We start from the raw sequence: 19,020 nt of genomic DNA on the forward strand, positions 1-19,020 counted from the left end.
GTTTTCTTCACGCGAACCGGGATCCACTTCGCTCGAAAACACTATCGGTTGCCCCGCATGGTCCGCTCACTCATCGTTTCTCTCAAAACGGTTTTGCGATCATCAGCCAGAGGATCAGCATCGTCACGCCGAAGCCGGGGAAGCCGAATGCGAACCAGCGACGGAACAGGACGAAGTAGCGCTCCGGCAGCGCGATGTGCTGCTCGGCCGCCCTGCGCGCGAGATCGCGCATCTCGATCTGCATGTAGACGACGGGGACCCAGAACAGGCCTGCCACCGCATACAGTGCGAGCGAAACCAGCAGCCAGCGCTCTGTGATCGGCGTCGCCGAGAGCATCATGAGCAGGCCGCCCGTCAGCGGCTGAAGGATCACGGCCGACAGCGTGAAGGCCGCATCAGCGATCACCACCACCGAGGCGGTGCGCGCGATGAACCCTGCGTCGCTGGTGCGATGCGCCATCAGCATGAAGAAGGCGATGCCGCTTCCGGTGCCGAGGATGACGATGGCGCCAAGCACATGCAGGTACTTGACGAGGAAATACAGCGTCATGGCTTCTTGGTCGCCACAGGCTTGGCCAGGTTCAGCGCGCGCGCGAGCTCGCTGCTCGCGGCTTTGACGCCGGCCTCGAGCTCGATCATCCAGTGCCCCTCGCTGCCGACGGCGGGCAGCGTGCGGAAGTCGACCTTGCCGCCGTTGCCGCGAAACGCATCGACCATCGCTTTCGAAAAGATTGGCGCAAAATAGCTGTCATTGGCGGCGACGAGCCATGTGACGGGAACGCGCGCCGCCTTGCCGAACTCGGCTGCGGCCGCGGCAAGCATATGCGGCGCGCAGATCCTGTCAGGTTCATCATTGGCGTGGCCGCCGCGCCCCGGCGCAAAGGCGATGATCGCGGAGATCGCCTTCGGATCGGCACTCGCAAGCGCCAGGGCGCCCCAGCCGCCGGCGGAATGGCCGATCACGATGGCGGCGTCCTGGCGGATAAAATCCTGCTTTCGCAGATAGTCCAGCGCGAGCGAAATTTCACCCGCGGTCGCACGGCCCGAGCGCGCATAGTCCGCCTCGTCACATCCACCCTGGTCCTCGACATAGCGGCCGCCGGTCGCACCATGGCCGAGGCGCTCCGGCACCAGCACGGCAAAACCGCGCGCGACGAGAAACGCTGTGAGCGCACGGTATTCCGGCTGCGGCATTTGCGCGCGACGCAGCACGTTCTGCGTCGAGGCGTGTGCGATGACCGCAAGCCGAAACGGGCCGGTGCCGGCGGGGCGAAACAGCAGGGCATGCGCGGCAATGTCGGTATCGGGCGACGGCACGCGCCACTCTTGCCGGCGAAATGGTTCGCCCTCCTGTCCTGATGGTCCAAACGTGACCTGAGCGCACACAGGCGGCGCAGTCAGCAGGGCCAGCAGAGACAGAAGCGCGAGGATGTTGAAGAGCCGCATGAATTGCCGAAGACGAACACGGACAGCGACAGACAGACTAGTAGGAACGAATCATCATTGGCGGACTTTCTGCGTTGCCAGCGCAGGTCATTCCATGCCGCACAGCAGTTTTGCACCGACGCATGGCACGGCGGCGCCGTTCGGATCGGCGCCTTGTCTTTTTTCGGTACAACATGGCTAGAAAACTGATGCAGAAAGTCCACATGTTAACCGATAATTAACGATAGGTCTTGCCGCCGGCGCGGCGACTTGGTTTGATCACGCCCATGAGCACAACCCTGATCGAGGTCCGGCCGGCCAAAGCTGCAGATGCAACTGCGGTGGCGTCCACCCATGACGAAGCTTGGCGCTCCGCCTATCAGGGCATCATTCCCGGCGCTGAGCTGGAAAAGCTGATCAACCGCCGCGGTCCGCAATGGTGGGACAGCGCGATTCGCAAGGGCAGCCGCGTCAGCGTGCTGGTGTTCGGCGACAAGATCGCAGGCTACGCCAATTACGGCCGCAACCGCGCCCGCAGCCTGCACTTCGACGGCGAGATCTACGAGCTCTATCTGCGTCCGGAATTCCAGGGCCTCGGCTTCGGCCGCCGCCTGTTCACCGCCGCCCGCCGCGACCTGATGCAGAGCGGGCTGAAGAGCATGGTGGTGTGGGCGCTCTCGGACAACGACCCCGCCACCGAGTTCTACCGGGCGCTGGGCGGCCGCATGGTGGCGCGCTCCTCCGAGCGTTTCGGGCCGAAATCGCTCGACAAGGTTGCCTTCGCTTGGACCAATTGAGCTGCTGAGAGTCTAGCCGGCAGCCCCTCCCTTCCGCCGATACCGTTGCCTTTTGCGCCGGTGATCGCTGGATTCATTATTTCACAAAAACACCATGGATCGGCGGGCCAAGCCCGCGTATGACAGCGCCAAAATCGCTGCCGGGCGCGATCTAACCTCGGCAACAACGGAGCCTTGAATGCGTATCGATGCGGTCTCGATCGGAAAAAACGTACCACAGGAAGTCAACGTCATCATCGAAGTCCCTGTGGGCGGTGAACCGATCAAATACGAGATGGACAAGGAGGCCGGCACGCTGGTGGTCGACCGGTTCCTTTACACGCCGATGCGCTATCCCGGTAACTACGGCTTCATCCCGCACACGCTGTCCGACGACGGCGACCCCTGCGACGTGCTGATCATCAACACCCGCGCCATCATCCCCGGCGCTGTCATGAGCGTGCGCCCGGTCGGCGTGCTGTTCATGGAAGACGAAGCCGGCGGCGACGAGAAGATTTTGGCTGTGCCGTCGTCCAAGCTGACGCAGCGCTACGACAAGGTGAAGTCGTACTCCGACCTGCCCGACATCACGCTGCAGCAGATCCAGCACTTTTTCGAGCACTACAAGGATCTCGAGAAGGGTAAATGGGTGAAGATCCTGCGCTGGGGCGGTCCGGACGAGGCGCACAAGCTGATCCTCGAAGGCATGGATCGCGAGAAGAAAAAAAAAGGCGAAGTAGGTCTCGTGTCTCGGATGCGGTGCAGTATAAAATGACGCACCGCTGAGCCGGGACACACGCCTCCGCCTGTGCCGGCCTTCGGCTCAGCAGCGCACCACTTGCGTGTTGCGCTGCGTCCGGGGCATGAAGACCAACATGCGCCGGCTTCTCAAGATCATTCGAAACCTGGTCCTGCTGATCGTCGCGGGCATCGTAGTGCTCGCGGGCGTGCTGGCGTTCAATGTCGTCGCGCGCGGCTCGCGGCAGGTGCAGGTCGCGGCGATCCCTCGCGCTGATGTTGACAAGCAAGGCGCGGCGCAGCGCCTGTCGGAGGCGATCCGCTTCCAGACCATCTCGAACTTCCTCAATCCGGAGCAGGATGCCGACGCGCTGCGCGGCCTCCAGGCGCATATTGCCGCGAGCTTTCCGGCCTTCCACGCCGCTGCCAGGCGTGAGGTGATCGGCACCTACAGCCTGCTCTACACGTGGGAAGGCTCCGATCCCAAAGCGCAGCCGATCGCGCTGCTCGCACATCAGGACGTGGTGCCGATCGCGCCGGGCACCGAGAAGGATTGGCAGCAGAAGCCGTTCGACGGTGCGGTCGCCGACGGATTCATTTGGGGCCGGGGCTCCTGGGACGACAAGGGCAACCTCTATGCGATGCTCGAGGCGGCCGAGCAGATGGCGAAAAACGATTTTCGCCCGAAGCGGACGATCTATTTCGCCTTCGGCCATGACGAGGAGGTCGCGGGCACCCGCGGCGCAAAGGCGATTGCCGCCGCACTGGCTGCACGCGGCGTGAAGCTCGACTTTGTGCTCGACGAGGGCCTGCTGATCACCGAGGGCATCATGAAGGGCCTCGACAAGCCGGCCGCGCTGATCGGCGTTGCGGAGAAGGGCTATTCGACCCTTGTGCTGACGGCGCGCACGGCGCCGGGCCATTCCTCGATGCCGCCGCGCGAAACCGCGATCGGCATGATGAGCGCCGCGCTGGTGCGGCTGGAGGACCACCGACTGCCCGCGCATGTCCGCGGCGCGGTCGCCGAGATGTTCGACACGCTGGCGCCGGAGATGAGCGGCTTCAACCGCGTGGTGCTGTCGAACCTGTGGCTGTTCAAGCCGCTGTTGCTGCGCGAGTTCGAGAAGAGCGGCCCGACGGAGGCCATGGTGCGCACCACGACGGCGCTGACCATCTTCAATGCCGGCGACAAGGACAATGTGCTGCCGGGCAATGCGGAGGCCACGGTCAATTTCCGCCTGCTGCCAGGCGACACCGAAGCCAGCGTCACCGACCATGTCCGCTCGACGATTGCGAATCATAAGATCTCGATCGCGGCGTTCCCCGGCAACACCGATCCGCCGCCGGTCACGGGCACCGCGAGCAAGTCCTATTCCGCGCTGACGCGTTCGATCCGCGAAGTCTATCCCGATGCGATCGTGGCCCCCGGCCTGATGATCGCGGCGACGGATTCACGCCATTACGCCGGCTTGACCGACAACATCTTCCGCTTCTCGCCGGTGCGCGCCAATTCCGACGACCTCAAGCGCTTTCACGGCACCAACGAGCGTCTCAGCATCGAGGGTTATGCCGACATGATCCGGTTTTACCGGCGGCTGATCGAGAATACGGCGGGCTAGGCTTTTCTTTCCTGCGCTCCCCGGATGCTGCGCAGCGCGCCGCTTCTTGCGGCGTGATGCGCTGCTGATCCGGGGTCCATCCGGCGACATGGGTCCCGGCTCTGCGTCGCACCGCTTCGCGCTGCGCCGCGTCCGGGACACGAGAGGCTAAACCGCTGGCTTCGGCAGCCCCGCAATCGCGCAAGCCGCACGCAGCGTATTCACCAGCAGACAGGCGACCGTCATCTGGCCGACGCCGCCCGGCACCGGCGTGATTGCGCCGGCCACTGCGAGCGCTTCCTGATAGGCGACGTCACCGACGAGGCGGGTCTTGCCATCTTCCTTGGGGATGCGGTTGATGCCGACGTCGATCACGGTCGCGCCCTGCTTCAGCCAGTCGCCACGCACCATCTCCGGCTTTCCGACCGCGGCGTAGACGAGATCGGCGCGCTTCACGAGCCCCGGCAGGTCGCGCGAGCGCGAATGCGCGATCGTCACCGTCGCGTTCTGGTTCAGCAGCAACTGCACCAGCGGGCGGCCGACCAGGTTGGAGCGGCCGATGACGATGGCGTTCATGCCTTCGAGCGAGGCATGCACGCTCTTGGTCAGGATGATGCAGCCGAGCGGCGTGCAGGGCGACAGCGCCTCGAAGCCGCCGGCGAGCCGGCCGGCATTGTTCGGATGCAGCCCGTCGACATCCTTGGCGGGATCGATGGCGTTGATGACGGCCTCGGTATTCAGCCCCTTCGGCAACGGCAGCTGCACCAGGATGCCGTGCACGGCAGGATCGCGGTTGAGCTTTGCGACCAGCGCCAGGAGATCTGCCTGCGAGACGTCGGCCGGCAGCTTGTGCTCGAACGAGGCCATGCCGGCGGCCTGGGTCTGGGTGTGCTTGGAGCGGACATAGACCTCGCTGGCGGGGTCGCTGCCGACCAGGACCACCGCGAGGCCCGGCACCAGATTGTGCTCGCGCTTGACGCGGGCGACCTCATCGGCGACCCGCGCGCGGAGCTCCGCAGCAATGACTTTTCCATCGATGATCTTGGCCGTCATGTCAGTTTCCTTGGTCTTTCGATTTGGCCGAGGCGAGCTGGCGCAGGGCTTCGCCCAGCCGCGCCGGATCGCCGTCGACCGCGATCTGCTTCAGCCGCGAGGTCGCCCCGGACAGGAGCTTTACGCTGGCCTTGGGCACGCCAAGCGATTTCGCCAGCAGCACCAAAACAGCCTTGTTGGCCTCGCCGCCATCGGCAATCGCGCGCACCCGCACCTTGAGCACGCTGCGGCCATCGGCCAGCTGTTCGATCCCGTCGATGCCGTCGCGGCCGCCGCGCGGCGTCACCCGCAGTGCGATGCTGACGCCCGCGGCCGAGTAACGCCAAGGCTCCTTGCAAGCGTCTTTGGCAACCAAGGCGCTCCAGCCTGCTTAGATCACGTTCGGGTAGACGTAGTACAGGATGACCCGCTCGATGAACATGATGATCAGGATCAGGATAATCGGCGAGATGTCGAGGCCGCCGAGGCTGGGCAGGAAATTGCGAATCGGCGCCAGGACCGGCTCTGTGATCCGGTACAGGAACTCCGCCACCGCCGAAACGAACTGGTTGCGGGTATTCACGACGTTGAAGGCGATCAGCCAGGACAGGATCGCGGAGGCGATCAGCAGCCAGACGTAGAGGTCGAGCACGATGATGACGATGTCGAGAACGGCACGCATGGCTTTTGAAAACTCTGGCTTCCGGTCGGGATTGACCCCCGTTTGCTAGATATCGGTTCCCCCGCGCCCAAACAAGGGAAGTCGGTGCCCGGATGGCTAAAACCGGGTTACACCCGTCCTTGACTTGACCTTGGCGGGGACTTAAATGGCGCCCAGTTGTCGGTCGCATTCACCAGAGCGGCCCGCGACGGGGCCATAGCTCAGCTGGGAGAGCGCGTCGTTCGCAATGACGAGGTCGGCGGTTCGATCCCGCCTGGCTCCACCAGCCTTCGCAGGCTGCGCCTGCTTCGGCTAGGCAGGCCCTCGCGTAGCGAAGGCTGTCCCGCCATAGCCCGAAGGGCGACGGCGGACTCTCTCCGGCAAATTCCTACTTCCCCGTAAAGCGCGGCGGCCGCTTCTCCATGAAGCTCGCGACCCCCTCCCTGAAATCGCTGCCGTTGAGCGCCACCATCATTTCGCGGTTGGCCTCGATCGTCGCTTCCGCCAGGGTCTGGAACGGCACCTCGTAGAGCTGCCGCTTGATCACGGCCATCGCGCTCGGCGAGACGAAGTCGGCGAGGTCGCGGGCATAGGCGTAGGTTTCCTCGCGGAGTTTTTCAGGCGAGCTGAGCCGGTTCACGAGCCCGATCCGTAGCGCCTCTTCGCTCGAAACGCGGCGGGCCGAGAGCAGCAGGTCCATCGCGTTGGCATGGCCGACGATGCGCGGCAGCATCCAGGACATTCCATGTTCGGCGATAAGTCCGCGCCGCGCGAAAGCTGTTGTGAACACGGTATTGTCCGCGGCAAAGCGCAGGTCGCAATAGAGCGCGTGGACAAGGCCGATGCCGGCGGTCGCGCCATTGAGCATGGCGATCACAGGCTTGCCGATCGACGGATAGAAGCCGTAGCGCGTCTGCCAGTCCGGCCGGCGGTTCATGTCGAAGGGCGGCAGGTTCGACGCGCGCCTGATGTCGTTGGGATCGAGCCCCTTCAGCGCATCCATGTCGGCACCGGCGCAGAAGGCCCGGCCCGCGCCGGTGATCACGATGACGCGGACATTGTCATCGGCGCTCGACGCGTCCATCGCGTGACGCACATCGCGCTCCATGACCGGCGTCCACGCATTCATGCGGTCCGGGCGATTGAGCGTGATGGTCGCGATCTTGTCGCTCACCTCATAGAGAATGTGCTCATAGGCCATGACGCTCTCCCTTTGTCTGCCGGCGCACGTTCGCGCGGGCTCGTTTGCAGCGAGCCTAGCATACCCAGCGATGGGGCAGGGACTTGCGCGAAGGCGCGATCACTCGGCGGCTTGCGCCAGCACCGGCCGCCGTGCCAGCCAGCCGTCGATGAAATGGTCGAGCCAGGCGCGTTCTGCGGCATTGTACACGGCGCGATCAGCGAAATGATGATGCCGCTCGCGCGCGCCGGGCGCACCGAGGCCGTCATAGCCGCGCGTGGTCCAGCAATGCATCATCGCGTAGGTCACATCAGGGTGAAACTGCACGCCGAAGGCATTGCCGGCGCGGAACGCCTGCACCGGAAAATCATCGCCTTCCGCAAGCAGTTCGGCGCCGACAGGCAGCTCAAATCCCTCGCGATGCCAGTGATAGACCTGCGCCGGCCAGTCCGGACAGAGCGCACGCCCCGCCGCCGTTGGGCGGATCGGGTAATAACCGATCTGGGTCAGCGCTTCCGCATGCGGCGCAACGCGCGCGCCGAGCTGCATCGCGAGCATCTGCGCGCCGAGGCAGATGCCGAGGAACGGCCGCTGTTCGCGCAGCGGAATTTCGATCCAGTCGATCTCGCGGCGGATGTAGTCGTCGGTATCGTTGGCGCTCATTGGACCGCCAAAGACCACGGCGCCGGCGTGCTGATCGAGTGTCTCGGGCAGGGGATCGCCGAACCGCGGCCGGCGGATGTCGAGGCGATGGCCGAGCGCACGCAGCGCATTACCGACGCGGCCAGGCGTCGAGGATTCCTGATGCAGGACGATCAGGACCGGCAGGGGTTCAGAGACGGCACTCCGTGGCGCCCTTCCTGGGAAAGGAATCACGTCTGCACCACCAAACCTGTCCGTCCGGAACGACATGGCCCTTGCGACTGCTATCGGTTCAGACCGGCAGCATAGCTAAGCAATGGTTAATTTCGTGTGAGTTCGCGCACGCACCCGATAGCGAAGCAAGCTCCGGGCCGCTACGGGCGCCTCAAGCTTTCTTTAGTGCCTGTGCCTCTGGAACCGACTGGTGGCGGCCAGGATGAAGCCGCGTGGGAAGAAACGCAGCGCGAACGGCACGATCTTGATGCCCAGACCAGGCAGCACTGCCCGCTTGTTGGCCATCAGGCCGCGATAGGCACCCCGTGCAACTTCGGCGGCGGAGACGTTGAGAATGGCCGTGTCGTGTCTGGACCCAACGCCGGCGCGCGCCTGGAATTCGGTGGGCACCGGACCCGGGCAAAGTACGGTGACGCGAACGCCACGCGGGCCGAGCTCCGCACGCAGGGCTTCGGTGAAGGAAATGACATAAGCCTTCGATGCGTAATAGACGGCCATGCCGGGGCCGGGCAGGAAGCCCGCGACCGATCCGACATTGAGAAGGCCGCCCTTGTTCTTGATGAGCTGATCCGCAAAGCGCAGCGACAGATCCGTCAGAGCCCGGACGTTGACGTCGACGATGCCGACCTGCTCGGCGCGGTCGCGCTCGATTGCATCACCGAATACGCCGAAGCCGGCATTGTTGACGAGATGATCGAGCTCGACGTCTTCGGCGGCGAGCGCCGCCGCGATCTTCTCGCCGGCATCCGCTTCCTCGAGATCGCAGGCGATCACGATCGGCCTCTTGCCGCCCTTGGCGGCGAGCTCGTTCGCGAGCGCCTCGAGCCGGTCCGCGCGCCGCGCCGTCAGCGCGAGGCGGTGTCCCTTGGCGGCGAATACACGCGCCAGCTCCGTGCCGATGCCCGCCGAAGCACCGGTGATCAACGTTACCCGCTCAGTCACGATCGATGTCTCTTGAATTGAAGTTTCTTGGCCCCGCAATGGCGGAACGAGAGCATAGGCCGTGCGCGGCAGACAAGCTGTACTGGCAGCATGGCCGCTTGAGCGGACATCGGGCAGAGCCCGAAAAGTCCCGGATTTACAATGGGCTCCGAGATCGGGCCGGCGGCCGATACATTAAAGTTTCGTCATGTGACCCGCACAACCAACAATAATGCGGCGTTGGCGCAGCTCAGCTGCCGACGGCGTCGTCCTTCACCTGACCACCGGCGCGCTCGGCGACGGCGTGCTTCAGGTCGATCCGGTCACGCTGGGAAATGCCGAGCAGGTCGGAGGCGCGCCAGACAACGTTGTCCTCGAACTCGCTGACCTGGCCGTCGGCATAGACCAGCTCCCACATCATCTGGACGATGCGCTTGCGGCCCTCTTCATCGAGCGAGCGCATGATGATGCTGGTGAAACGATAGAGATCGACGGCCTCGCCCTCGACCTGGGTGGCATCAGCGATCAGCCGGTCCGCGGTGCCTCGATCGAGCCCGAAATGGCTTTCGATCAGGTTGTGCAGCTTGCGCTGCTCAGCCGCCGTCGGCTGGCCGTCCAGCGAGACCACATGGACCAGCAGCGCGGTCGCCGCCAGTCGATAGTCGTTGTCGCCGAATGCACGGTCCTGAGCATGAGGGGCGACAATGTCGGCGATGAATTGGCGCAGGCCGTCGAGCATATGGTCCTACCGAAATGAATGAGGCCGCGGGGCGCGGCCACTACCTGCATTATATGAGTGAGGAACTCAACCGGCGCAACGTGCGTGGGTTCCGCGCACTGATTACGTTTCGGCAATCTCTTTCGCATCCTTACAGGGCGCCCGAAGCGCGGACCTGGAATGAGCGATTAGGACCTATGGTATCTCATACACCACCATCTTGTCGGCGATGCCGCGCAGCGCGGCCTGCTTCTGAATCGGCCTGATCGCGCGCCGCTGAAGCACCTCGGCGACCGCGGGTGCATCCAGCACCGGTCCGGTGATGTGGATCTCCCGCGCGGTCGACAGGCTCTGCACGCGGGCAGCGATGTTGACGGTCTGACCGAAATAATCCTGACGCTCGTTGAGCATCACCGCAAGACACGGCCCCTCATGAATGCCGATCTTGACGATGAGATCGGCGGTGCCGCGCTGCTTGTTGAGCTCGTCCATCGCCGCACGCATGCGCAGGCCGGCGGCGATCGCGTGTTCGGGGCGGATGAAGGTGGCCATCACCGCGTCGCCGATGGTCTTCACCACCGCGCCCTTCTCGGAGGAGATGATCTCGAGCAGCGCATGGAAATGCGCGCGCACGAGATCGAAGGCGGCAAGATCGCCGACGCGCTCATAGAGCGCGGTCGAACCCTTGAGGTCGGTGAACAGGAAAGTCAGCGAGGTGATCTGGAGCCGCTGGTCGATGTCGAGATTGTCCGCCTTGAACACGTCGCGAAAGGTCTGGTTCGACAGCATCCGCTTGGCGGTGAGGAACGGCTTGCGCTTGCCGATCAGATGATGAAGTGCCTCGGCCGCGATGAATACCGATGGCAGCGCGCGCACGCTCGCCTGGTTTTTGAGCGTCAGGTTCAGCGGGCCCGGACGCAGGCTGACCGTCTTCGTCGGCGACGGCTCATTGCTGTAGGCGATCGAGAGCTCTTGCGGCTCGGTGACTGGCTCGCCCTGCACGTCGATGAACAGCGCGGCATGGGTGATCGGATCGAAGACGATGATGAATTGCGCAGGAAGCTGTAGCGAGATCGTGGTGGTCTCGCCACGCGGCAGGTCGCGCGTCGCAAGCGTCACCTCGTTTGCGAGCGTCGCGACTGATTCCTCCGTGAAATCGACGCCAGAGCTCCAATACATCTGCTTGTAGTATTCCCACACCGGAAGCGTGTCGGGATCGTGTGCCGCGATCCGCCGCACCCGCGGATTGACGGTGAAGGAGACCTCGACCTGATCGTCGACATTCGGCTTATACCCGCAAGCGCAGAGCGCGCAGTGATAATCGTCCGTCTTCAGCGCCTTCAGTGTCGAGTGCGCCCCGAGCACACCGCCGCAACCCGGGCATAGTACGTTCCAGCCCAGGTCGAACAAGCCGAGCCGTGCCGAATGCAGGAATGCCGAGATCGTCCGCTCTTCATCCAGACCGTGCAGCCGGGAGAAATCGATGGCGTTGACGCGGTTGAGCTCGTGATCCTTGCCGTGCTCCACGAGACGCGCGATCGCGTCGACTGCCTTGGGATCGGCGGCCTGCTTCAACGCAGTGAATTGAGACCGGGTATCATTCATGGCGCAACTCTATCTAGGGTGAACCACGCCATCGGCCAGACGCTTGCCTGTCACCGACGCGTGATGCGGAACATGGGTGAGTGGTCCGGCTGGGTCGTGACGACGCCGAGCGGGATCACGGGAGCCGTATCGGCCAACTCGACGCGGAACGCGCCGATGAGCCGGGCCAGCGCCAGCACGGATTCGGCTTGCGCAAACGGCGCGCCGATACAGACACGCGGACCCGCGCCGAACGGCAGATAAGCGAAACGATCGGGCGCCTCGGTCGACATGAAGCGCTTTGGAATGAACGCGTTCGGCTCATCCCACAGCTTCTCGTGCCGGTGCAGCAGCCACGGCGCGATCATGATGATGTCGCCCTTGCCGATCTCGACGCCGGCAGCATTGTCCTTCTCGCGCGCCGCCCGTGCGATCAGGAACGCCGACGGATAGAGCCGCATGGTCTCCTCGATCACGGCGCGGGCGAATTTCTGACTATCGATGTCGGCCTTGCTCTCGAGATGCGCACCGCGGGTCTCGGAGGCGACCTCCTCCTGCGTCTCCGGATCGAGCGCGAGCAGATAGAGCGCCCAGAACAGCGCGATTGCCGTGGTCTCATGGCCGGCGAGAATCATGGTCGCGACTTCGTCGACGAGTTCCGCGTCGGAAAAGCCTTTGCCCGTTTCGGGATCGCGCGCCTCGTCCATGAGATCGAACAGGTCGCGTGGCGGCGCGCCGTCCTTTTTCCCGGCCGCCCGCCGCTCCGCGATCAGCATCGCGACGAATTCGGTCCAGCGCTTGCGGAAACGGGCGCGGGCAAAATCCATCGGGCTCGGCCACGACCCCGGCAGAAGCATGTCGAGGAAATACGGCCGTGCCAGCCGCTCACCATATTCCATGACGAAATTGCGTAAGGTCGGGCCGTGCCGGTCCATGCCGAACGAGAACATCGTGCGCCCGGCGATCTCGAGCGTCATGCGCTGCATGATCTCGCGCAAATCGACCGGCTCACCCGCGCGCGCATCGAGCTTCGCGATGGTCTCGTCGAGCACCGCCGTCATGTGCGGCACGAGGTCCGCAGTCGCTTTCGGCGTGAACGCCGGCGCAAGCGTGCGGCGCTGAAACGTCCAGGAATGGCCTTCCGCGGTCAGAACGCCGTTGCCGACCACCGGACGCAGCATGCGGAAACCGGCCGGCGTGCGCGTATAATTCTCGTAATTGCTGAGCAGGACGTGCCTGATCGCATCCGGCTGGTTCAGGATGAAGCTGTTGCGGAGGAAGAAGCGGCCCTTGATGACGTCTTCCTCATAGGCGCTCTGCCCCCAGGTTGCGATCATGTTCTGCCGGATCACCGCGAGCCGGCCGAAGAACGACATGTCGTCCGGAGCGCGCGGCGGGGTCGGAGGGACGATGGGCCGACGCACGCTGGCGACATTCATGGCTCTCTCCCGCAGATGTGACGCAGCCCAATAGCTAGTAAGTCAGCTCGGCAACCGCAATCCTGTTCTCGGCGGCAGGCCAGGCGCGTGCCACAATCCTCTCTTCGTTGAATTGGGCCACGACGTTACGCCCGACGTCTACGGCCGGAAAGCGCAGTGTTGCTGCCGAATCCGTGGGCACACCTGGCTTGACGTCGGCCGGCGCCTTGCCGTCGAACAACACCACGTCCCGCGGCAAGCCGAAATAGCCACGCGGACGCGACATGATCACGACAGCACCGGCGTCCTTGTCCGCCGGCCCGAGCGGGCGCGCGGCGCGCAGGTGCACCACGTCGGACGAGCGCGGGAAGGGCGAGCGATAGAAATGCGTGGTCGGTGCATCCGGCGACGTTAGGACGAATTCGAGCGGCCAGGCGGGTTCGACCTGCGCAGGCCCCCAGCGGCCGTCGGCGCCGGTCTTCGACCTATGCACCGCACCGCCCTTGCGCTCCCCGGTTTCGGGATCGACGCGGAAGATCTCGACGGTGGCGCCCGCAACCGGGCGATTGGTTGGCGCGCCGCCCGGCGTGCCCGTCACGAGGCCGCTCAGCCTGATGCTCTGCTCCGGCACGATCGCGATGCGCGCGGGTTCGCGGCCTGCGATGAATTTGTAGATCTCGCGGAAGGCTCTGGGATGGAACGCCACCTCGCGATGGTCGAGCGCGCAGAGCACGAGGTTGGTGGCGCCCTTCAGCTCCGGACCTTCAACTGTGACGCCGGTCGGCACACCGGGTTTGCCGATGAAGCGGCCGTCGGCCTGCGCGTACTTGTCCATGCCGTCGCTGCGCAATGTCAGAAAGGCAACGCCCGGCGTCACCTCGCTCTCACCCTCGTTCAAGCTGCGCAAGAAGGTGCCACGGCCGTTGAACTCGTTGTTTGGCTGATCGTCAGTCGCGAACACGCCGTGATTGGGCGTGCCGCACAGGATGGCGTGGCTGACATCGCCGGCACCGCCATTCCTGATGACGTTGCGAATTGCATTACCGCCCCGCGAGCTGCCGACCAGTGCCACGCGAGGTGCGCCGGTGCGGCGCTTCAATTCAGCGATGGCGGCAGCGAGCTCGCGGCGCTGGTCCTCGGTCGAGGAGCGGCCCGCCTGCTCGACCTTGTCGTCGCTCCGCGCCAGCGGATCGGTGAAATTGATCGCCAGCATGCGATCGCGTGCGACGCCGTTGGATTCCATCCGCCAAAGCGTCGTCATCCAGAGCGCGTCGTAATCGCCATTGCCGTGGACAAACAGTATCGGGGGCACTTCGGTGCTCGGCGCGGCGGCGGGTGCGGTTTGACCCAGCGCGCCCGTCCGCAAGCTCGCAACCGCGAAAGAGAGCGCGCCCGCTCCCTGCAAGATCGTCCGTCGCGACAGCCTCATATGTTCCTCCCTGCCAAAACCATGTCTTTGCACCGCTTATAGCGGCCTAACCACTGGACAGCGAACGTCTTTCGCGGGCATCACTAAATTCGCCGGAATCGCCAAGACCACTTCTGCCAGCCCATATGGAAGGGGATATGACCGAGCAGCCGAACCGTCAGAAACTCGCCGGCGACGGCATCGCCGCGCCGCTGCGGTACACCGTGTTCCGGCGCATCTGGCTCGCCAGCCTGCTCTCCAATCTCGGCCTCCTGATTCAGGGCGTCGGCGCAGCCTGGGCAATGACGCAGATGTCGGCCTCGGCCGACCAGGTGGCGCTGGTGCAGACCGCGCTGATGCTGCCGATCATGCTGATCTCGATGCCGGCCGGCGCCATCGCCGATATGTACGACCGCCGTATCGTGACGCTGATCTCGCTCTCGATCGCGCTGATCGGCGCGACTGCGCTCACGGTGCTGGCCGGGCTCAAGCTGATCACCCCGGAAACGCTGCTCGCCTTTTGCTTCGTCGTCGGCAGCGGCAACGCTCTGTTCGGGCCGGCCTGGCAGTCCTCTGTCAGCGAGCAGGTTCCGCCGGATGCGTTGCCATCGGCCGTCGCGCTGAACGGCATCAGCTACAACATCGCGCGCAGCTTCGGTCCCGCAGTTGGCGGCGTCATCGTCGCCGCAGCCGGCGCGGTCGCAGCGTTTGCCTGCAACGCGATCCTCTACCTTCCGCTGCTGGCGGTGCTGCTGCTCTGGCGGCGCGTGGTCGAACCCTCGCGCTTGCCGCGGGAGAAGCTCAATCGCGCCATGGTTTCCGGCTTTCGCTACATCACCAATTCGCCGCCAATCAAGATCGTGCTGTTGCGCACACTGGTGATGGGCCTGATCGGCGGCGCCATCATGGCGCTGATGCCGCTGGTTGCGCGCGACCTGCTGAATGGCGGCGCGCAGACCTACGGCATCATGCTGGGCGCCTTCGGCATGGGTGCGGTGGTAGGTGCGCTCAATATCCACGAATTGCGCAAGCGCATGAGCGGCGAGGCCGCGATCCGCGCCTGCACCATCTCGATGGCGTTCGCGATGGCCGCGCTTGCCGTGAGCAGCGAGCCGGTTCTGACGGCGGCTGCGCTGGTGCTCGCCGGCGCGGTCTGGATGGCCGCAGTCGCGCTGTTCAACATCGGCGTGCAGCTGTCGGCGCCGCGCTGGGTCGCGGGCCGCTCGCTCGCCGCGTTCCAGGCCTCGATTTCGGGCGGCATCGCAATCGGTGCGTGGGGCTGGGGCCATCTCACCGACTATGCCGGCGTCGAGGTCGCACTGCTGGTTGCCGCCGGCCTGATGCTGATCTCGCCACTGCTCGGCATCTGGCTCACGATGCCGCGCGTCGGCGCCCGCAACGAGGACGCCGACGTGCTGGCGGACCCGGAAGTGAAGCTGTCGCTGACGGCGCGCAGCGGACCGCTGGTGGTCGAGATCGAATACCGGGTGACGCAGGAGAATGCGCGTGCCTTCCACAATGTGATGCAGGACGTGCAGCTTTCCCGGCAGCGCAACGGCGCCTATGGCTGGTCGATCGCACGCGACATCGCGGACCCCGAATTGTGGACCGAGCGCTTCCACTGCCCGACCTGGCTCGACTATCTACGCCAGCGCAACCGCGCGACCCAGTCTGAACGCACGCTGTACAAGCGCGCGAGCGACTTCCACATCGGCCCCGAGCCGGTGCGCATTCGCCGCATGCTGGAACGCCCGTTCGGTTCGGTGCGCTGGAAGGAAGAGACGCCGGATCGCGCGAGCGCCGATGTGTTGCCGGTGGTCGCGACCGCGGCGGGAAGCAGCACGTAGATCTCACGTTGTCATTCCGGGGCGCGCCGTCGGGCACGAGCTATGATGCGCAATTGCGCATCAGAGAATCCATTCCTCTCAGGCGTCTGCGGCTCGATGGATTCCGGGTTCGCGCTTCGCGCGCCCCGGAATGACGAGAGATCGTCTTACTGCCCGTGCTCCGTCAGCACCTTGTCGCAGGCCTTGCCCAGACGGGTGCGGTTCTGCTTCAGGCAGGCGAGCACGGCTCCATCGCCATTGTTCATGACGGCGCGGCAGAAGCGCGTGACATCGCGCGCACAGGCGTCATGACCGGGCTGTTGTTGTGCGGACGCGGCCGATGCGCACAGGAGCAAAGGGACAATGAAAAGAAATCTGGTCATCGCGTAATGCCTCTTAACCCGGAACAAAGTGCGGGCGAAGCTAGTGCGACGACCACGGGGCCGCAACGGCTTTGTTGACGGACTGCATGGCACCGCCGCGTGGCCCCGGCTTGACGCAGGGGCACATCGCGAAGGGAGCTAACCGACGCAACGATCGCTGCTGTTGCGCGCGCTCTTACTGGCTGTCCTACTGGCTGTCCTGGGCGTCAGCGACCTTGCGTGACGCGCCCTTGGCGAGATCCTTGTCCATCACCGCGCGGCAGCCGGCGCTCAGATCCGAACGATGCTTCATCATACAGGCTGTGATCTTCGGGATGTTGGGGATTTCCGACGAGCACAGGCGGAAGGCATCGCCCGTGCACATCTGCTGCGCTTCGGCCGAGAAGGCGAAGCTCGCGCCGGTCGAGAGGATCGAGACGATGGCGGCAAAGCCCAGAGCCAGGCCGGTGTCGCGGATCTTGCTGGTCAAGGACTTGGAAGATGACTTGGTCATTTGCAGCTCCCATTGGCACCGCAAAGCGGGGCCCGTTGTTGATGGGAGCTACGATGCTCCGGCAAAGACCTTTCTACTGTGATGACGGTCACGGGTTGCACCCTAACTGTGACATCGGTCACTTTGGCGCACCTCCCTGAAAATTCGACGCAAACGCTGCCGTGTTGGTGTCGCGTTAACTGTTCCTTCGCATTAATGGCTCGGCGCGCGGGAAATTCCGCCGGTTTGGTTGCGTAATTGGAAAGAGTAGCGATGCGTAATGCGTTAGGCCTGATGCTGGCCAGTGTAGTTGCGGCGGTCGTGATCGCCGCCGGAGGTTGGTTTTATTATTCCGCGCGCGCCGATCAGGCCGCGCCCAGGACAACGGCCGCTCGTGCCGCCGATCCGTTACCGGCACAGGCGAAGCTCGCCGCCAAGGATGACGTCGAGACCACCGCGGCGCTCGCGGCCAAGCCGGCGGCGCCTGCCCCGGCGCCCGCTCCGGCCCTGCCGGTTCAGCAGAAGTCGACCTGCGCCAATCCGAATGCGCTGGGCGTTGCCCGCGTAGTAGAGATCGACACCACCGGCGGTCCCGGCTTCGGCTTCGATCATTTCAAGCAGTTCGACTTCCTCACCGACAAGGAGGTCGTGCTGACCTTCGACGACGGTCCCTGGCCGGTCAACACACCCGCGGTGCTGAAGGCGCTCGCGGATGAGTGCACCAAGGGCCTGTTCTTCTCGGTCGGCAAGCACGCGACCTATCATCCGGAAATCCTGCGCCAGGTGCTGGCCCAGGGCCACACGGTCGGCGCGCACACCTGGTCGCACGTCAATCTGAACAGCAAGAAGATGACGGAGCAGCAGGCCAAGGACGAAGTCGAGAAGGGCTTCAGCGCAGTGAAGTTCGCGCTCGGCACCAACCCGGCACCGTTCTTCCGCTTCCCGCAGCTTCAGCACAATCCGGCCATCGTGAGCTATTTCGCCACCCGCAACGTCGCGATGTTCTCGACCGACGTCGACTCCTTCGACTTCAGGAAGGGCTCCACGCCGGAGAAGATCATCGACACGGTAATGACCAAGCTCGACAAGCTCGGCAAGGGCATCATCCTGATGCACGACTTCCAAAAGCACACTGGCGAAGCACTGCCGGCGTTGCTCGCGCGGCTCAAGGCCGGCGGCTACAAGGTCGTGCAGATGAAGGCCAAGACGTCGTTCCAGACGCTTCCGGAATATGACGAGGCACTGCTGAAGGACCTGAAAGTGCCGACCTCGAGCGCGCGTCCCATCTCGAGCGTGGTGCAGACGGTTTCACAGCGGTAAGCTCAGACCGGTCGGTCCCTAGACACGCGAATGGCCGGGCTCCTGCCCGGCCATTTGCTTTTAGGCCGAGCGGCGGCTTACCAGTAGATGCCGTGGCGGTGCAGCTCGCTGATGATGCGGCGTTCGGTCGAGGTGTGCTTGCGCTTCGGCTTGCCCGCCTTCGCGGTGGGTTTGCTTGTCGTCGCCGGCGCTGCTGCCGTGGTCACGGCAGGAGGAGTCGAGACCGCCGGCGGACGATCGACATATTTCGGTGCCGCCGTGGCTGGCGCGACTTCGCTCATTTGTGTGGTGGCGGTGGTCTCCATCGTGGCTGGCGGAGCGGAGGCCTGTTCGGGCGGGGCGGACAGCGACAGGCTGCGCGGGGCGGCATGGGCAGACGCAGAAGCCAGAACCATGGCGGTAACCAGAATGATCTTGCGCATGTGAAATCTCCCCGTGCTTGCGTGATCGGACACTACGGAAGCCATTTCGGGGATGATGTGACTGATGTCGCCGCGCGATCTCGAACCCGCGCGCTCATGTCGGCCGGATGCCTCGGTCAAAACGCTGGCTTGTGACGATGGGATGATCTGTGAGCGGCCCGAGACATAGGTGACAGAACGTACCGGACACATGGGTTACACTTTCCGCTTTTGTTCTGCGGGAGGTGTGGATGCCGTGGAAAGCGAGTTCGGTAATGGAAGA

The 19,020-nt window shown here is 64.4% G+C and carries 20 protein-coding genes and 1 tRNA gene; 6 read left to right on the top strand and 15 right to left on the bottom strand.

Going from position 1 to position 19,020, the window contains the following annotated elements; genetic code table 11:
- Positions 1-82: 82 nt before the first annotated feature.
- The gene (locus AC629_RS39770; RefSeq protein ID WP_084810139.1) at positions 83-550 is read right to left on the bottom strand and encodes a DUF2269 family protein; all 468 of its coding nucleotides are present in this window, start codon (positions 548-550) and stop codon (positions 83-85) included.
- Positions 547-1,446: a dienelactone hydrolase family protein gene (locus AC629_RS39775; RefSeq protein ID WP_084810140.1), complete on the bottom strand. Its 900-nt coding sequence runs from the start codon at positions 1,444-1,446 to the stop codon at positions 547-549. The genes AC629_RS39770 and AC629_RS39775 overlap by 4 nt, the downstream gene beginning before the upstream one ends.
- A 266-nt stretch (positions 1,447-1,712) precedes the next feature.
- Between AC629_RS39775 and AC629_RS39780 the strand changes: the two genes are divergently transcribed.
- From AC629_RS39780 to AC629_RS39790, 3 genes are all read left to right on the top strand, one after another.
- On the top strand, positions 1,713-2,222 hold the full coding sequence (locus tag AC629_RS39780; RefSeq protein WP_074120408.1) for a GNAT family N-acetyltransferase: 510 nt from the start codon (positions 1,713-1,715) through the stop codon (positions 2,220-2,222).
- Between the two features lie 178 nt (positions 2,223-2,400).
- Entirely contained in the window at positions 2,401-2,976 is a 576-nt protein-coding gene (gene ppa / locus AC629_RS39785) for an inorganic diphosphatase (RefSeq protein WP_084810141.1), read from the top strand.
- A 100-nt stretch (positions 2,977-3,076) separates the two neighbouring features.
- Positions 3,077-4,558 (top strand): M20 family peptidase, encoded by a 1,482-nt coding sequence (locus AC629_RS39790; RefSeq protein ID WP_084810156.1) that lies wholly within the window; start codon positions 3,077-3,079, stop codon positions 4,556-4,558.
- A gap of 147 nt (positions 4,559-4,705) precedes the next feature.
- On the opposite strand, the gene folD is transcribed toward AC629_RS39790, so the two are convergent.
- The 3 genes from folD to AC629_RS39805 are packed head-to-tail and all read right to left on the bottom strand — an operon-like array spanning position 4,706 to position 6,251.
- Positions 4,706-5,590: a bifunctional methylenetetrahydrofolate dehydrogenase/methenyltetrahydrofolate cyclohydrolase FolD gene (gene folD, locus AC629_RS39795; RefSeq protein ID WP_084810142.1), complete on the bottom strand. Its 885-nt coding sequence runs from the start codon at positions 5,588-5,590 to the stop codon at positions 4,706-4,708.
- A 1-nt stretch (position 5,591) separates the two neighbouring features.
- The gene (locus AC629_RS39800) at positions 5,592-5,945 is read right to left on the bottom strand and encodes a DUF167 domain-containing protein (RefSeq protein ID WP_084810143.1); all 354 of its coding nucleotides are present in this window, start codon (positions 5,943-5,945) and stop codon (positions 5,592-5,594) included.
- A gap of 15 nt (positions 5,946-5,960) precedes the next feature.
- Positions 5,961-6,251: a YggT family protein gene (locus AC629_RS39805; protein WP_084810144.1), complete on the bottom strand. Its 291-nt coding sequence runs from the start codon at positions 6,249-6,251 to the stop codon at positions 5,961-5,963.
- A gap of 189 nt (positions 6,252-6,440) precedes the next feature.
- Between AC629_RS39805 and AC629_RS39810 the strand changes: the two genes are divergently transcribed.
- A tRNA-Ala gene (locus AC629_RS39810) sits at positions 6,441-6,516 on the top strand.
- A 102-nt stretch (positions 6,517-6,618) separates the two neighbouring features.
- Here the strand turns inward: AC629_RS39810 and AC629_RS39815 are convergent.
- The 7 genes from AC629_RS39815 to AC629_RS39845 form a co-directional block, all read right to left on the bottom strand.
- Positions 6,619-7,431, bottom strand: a complete 813-nt coding sequence (locus tag AC629_RS39815; protein ID WP_084810145.1) for an enoyl-CoA hydratase — start codon at positions 7,429-7,431, stop codon at positions 6,619-6,621.
- A gap of 99 nt (positions 7,432-7,530) precedes the next feature.
- Positions 7,531-8,322, bottom strand: coding sequence for a glutamine amidotransferase (locus AC629_RS39820; protein WP_084810146.1), 792 nt, complete (start codon positions 8,320-8,322; stop codon positions 7,531-7,533).
- Between the two features lie 126 nt (positions 8,323-8,448).
- Positions 8,449-9,228, bottom strand: a complete 780-nt coding sequence (locus tag AC629_RS39825; RefSeq protein ID WP_084810147.1) for an SDR family NAD(P)-dependent oxidoreductase — start codon at positions 9,226-9,228, stop codon at positions 8,449-8,451.
- Positions 9,229-9,457: 229 nt separating this feature from the next.
- Positions 9,458-9,946, bottom strand: coding sequence for a tellurite resistance TerB family protein (locus AC629_RS39830; protein ID WP_084810148.1), 489 nt, complete (start codon positions 9,944-9,946; stop codon positions 9,458-9,460).
- Between the two features lie 174 nt (positions 9,947-10,120).
- Positions 10,121-11,530 carry an adenylate/guanylate cyclase domain-containing protein gene (locus AC629_RS39835; RefSeq protein WP_084810149.1) on the bottom strand — a complete coding sequence of 470 codons (1,410 nt, stop codon included), beginning with the start codon at positions 11,528-11,530 and terminating at the stop codon, positions 10,121-10,123.
- 50 nt (positions 11,531-11,580) lie between these two features.
- Positions 11,581-12,948 (bottom strand): cytochrome P450, encoded by a 1,368-nt coding sequence (locus AC629_RS39840; RefSeq protein ID WP_084810150.1) that lies wholly within the window; start codon positions 12,946-12,948, stop codon positions 11,581-11,583.
- A 34-nt stretch (positions 12,949-12,982) separates the two neighbouring features.
- Positions 12,983-14,356: a hydrolase gene (locus tag AC629_RS39845; protein WP_084810151.1), complete on the bottom strand. Its 1,374-nt coding sequence runs from the start codon at positions 14,354-14,356 to the stop codon at positions 12,983-12,985.
- 137 nt (positions 14,357-14,493) lie between these two features.
- Between AC629_RS39845 and AC629_RS39850 the strand changes: the two genes are divergently transcribed.
- The gene (locus tag AC629_RS39850; protein ID WP_084810157.1) at positions 14,494-16,182 is read left to right on the top strand and encodes an MFS transporter; all 1,689 of its coding nucleotides are present in this window, start codon (positions 14,494-14,496) and stop codon (positions 16,180-16,182) included.
- A 146-nt stretch (positions 16,183-16,328) separates the two neighbouring features.
- Here AC629_RS39850 and AC629_RS39855 read toward each other — a convergent pair whose 3' ends face one another.
- Positions 16,329-16,544, bottom strand: a complete 216-nt coding sequence (locus AC629_RS39855; protein ID WP_084810152.1) for a hypothetical protein — start codon at positions 16,542-16,544, stop codon at positions 16,329-16,331.
- Positions 16,545-16,731: 187 nt separating this feature from the next.
- Complete coding sequence (locus AC629_RS39860; protein WP_084810153.1) at positions 16,732-17,037, bottom strand: hypothetical protein; 306 nt, start codon at positions 17,035-17,037, stop codon at positions 16,732-16,734.
- Positions 17,038-17,289: 252 nt separating this feature from the next.
- Between AC629_RS39860 and AC629_RS39865 the strand changes: the two genes are divergently transcribed.
- Positions 17,290-18,336, top strand: a complete 1,047-nt coding sequence (locus AC629_RS39865) for a polysaccharide deacetylase family protein (protein WP_084810154.1) — start codon at positions 17,290-17,292, stop codon at positions 18,334-18,336.
- A gap of 77 nt (positions 18,337-18,413) precedes the next feature.
- Here AC629_RS39865 and AC629_RS39870 read toward each other — a convergent pair whose 3' ends face one another.
- On the bottom strand, positions 18,414-18,758 hold the full coding sequence (locus tag AC629_RS39870; protein ID WP_084810155.1) for a hypothetical protein: 345 nt from the start codon (positions 18,756-18,758) through the stop codon (positions 18,414-18,416).
- Between the last annotated feature and the right edge of the window lie 262 nt (positions 18,759-19,020).

Source organism: Bradyrhizobium sp. NAS80.1 (genome assembly GCF_001908205.1).
Lineage (GTDB): Bacteria > Pseudomonadota > Alphaproteobacteria > Rhizobiales > Xanthobacteraceae > Bradyrhizobium.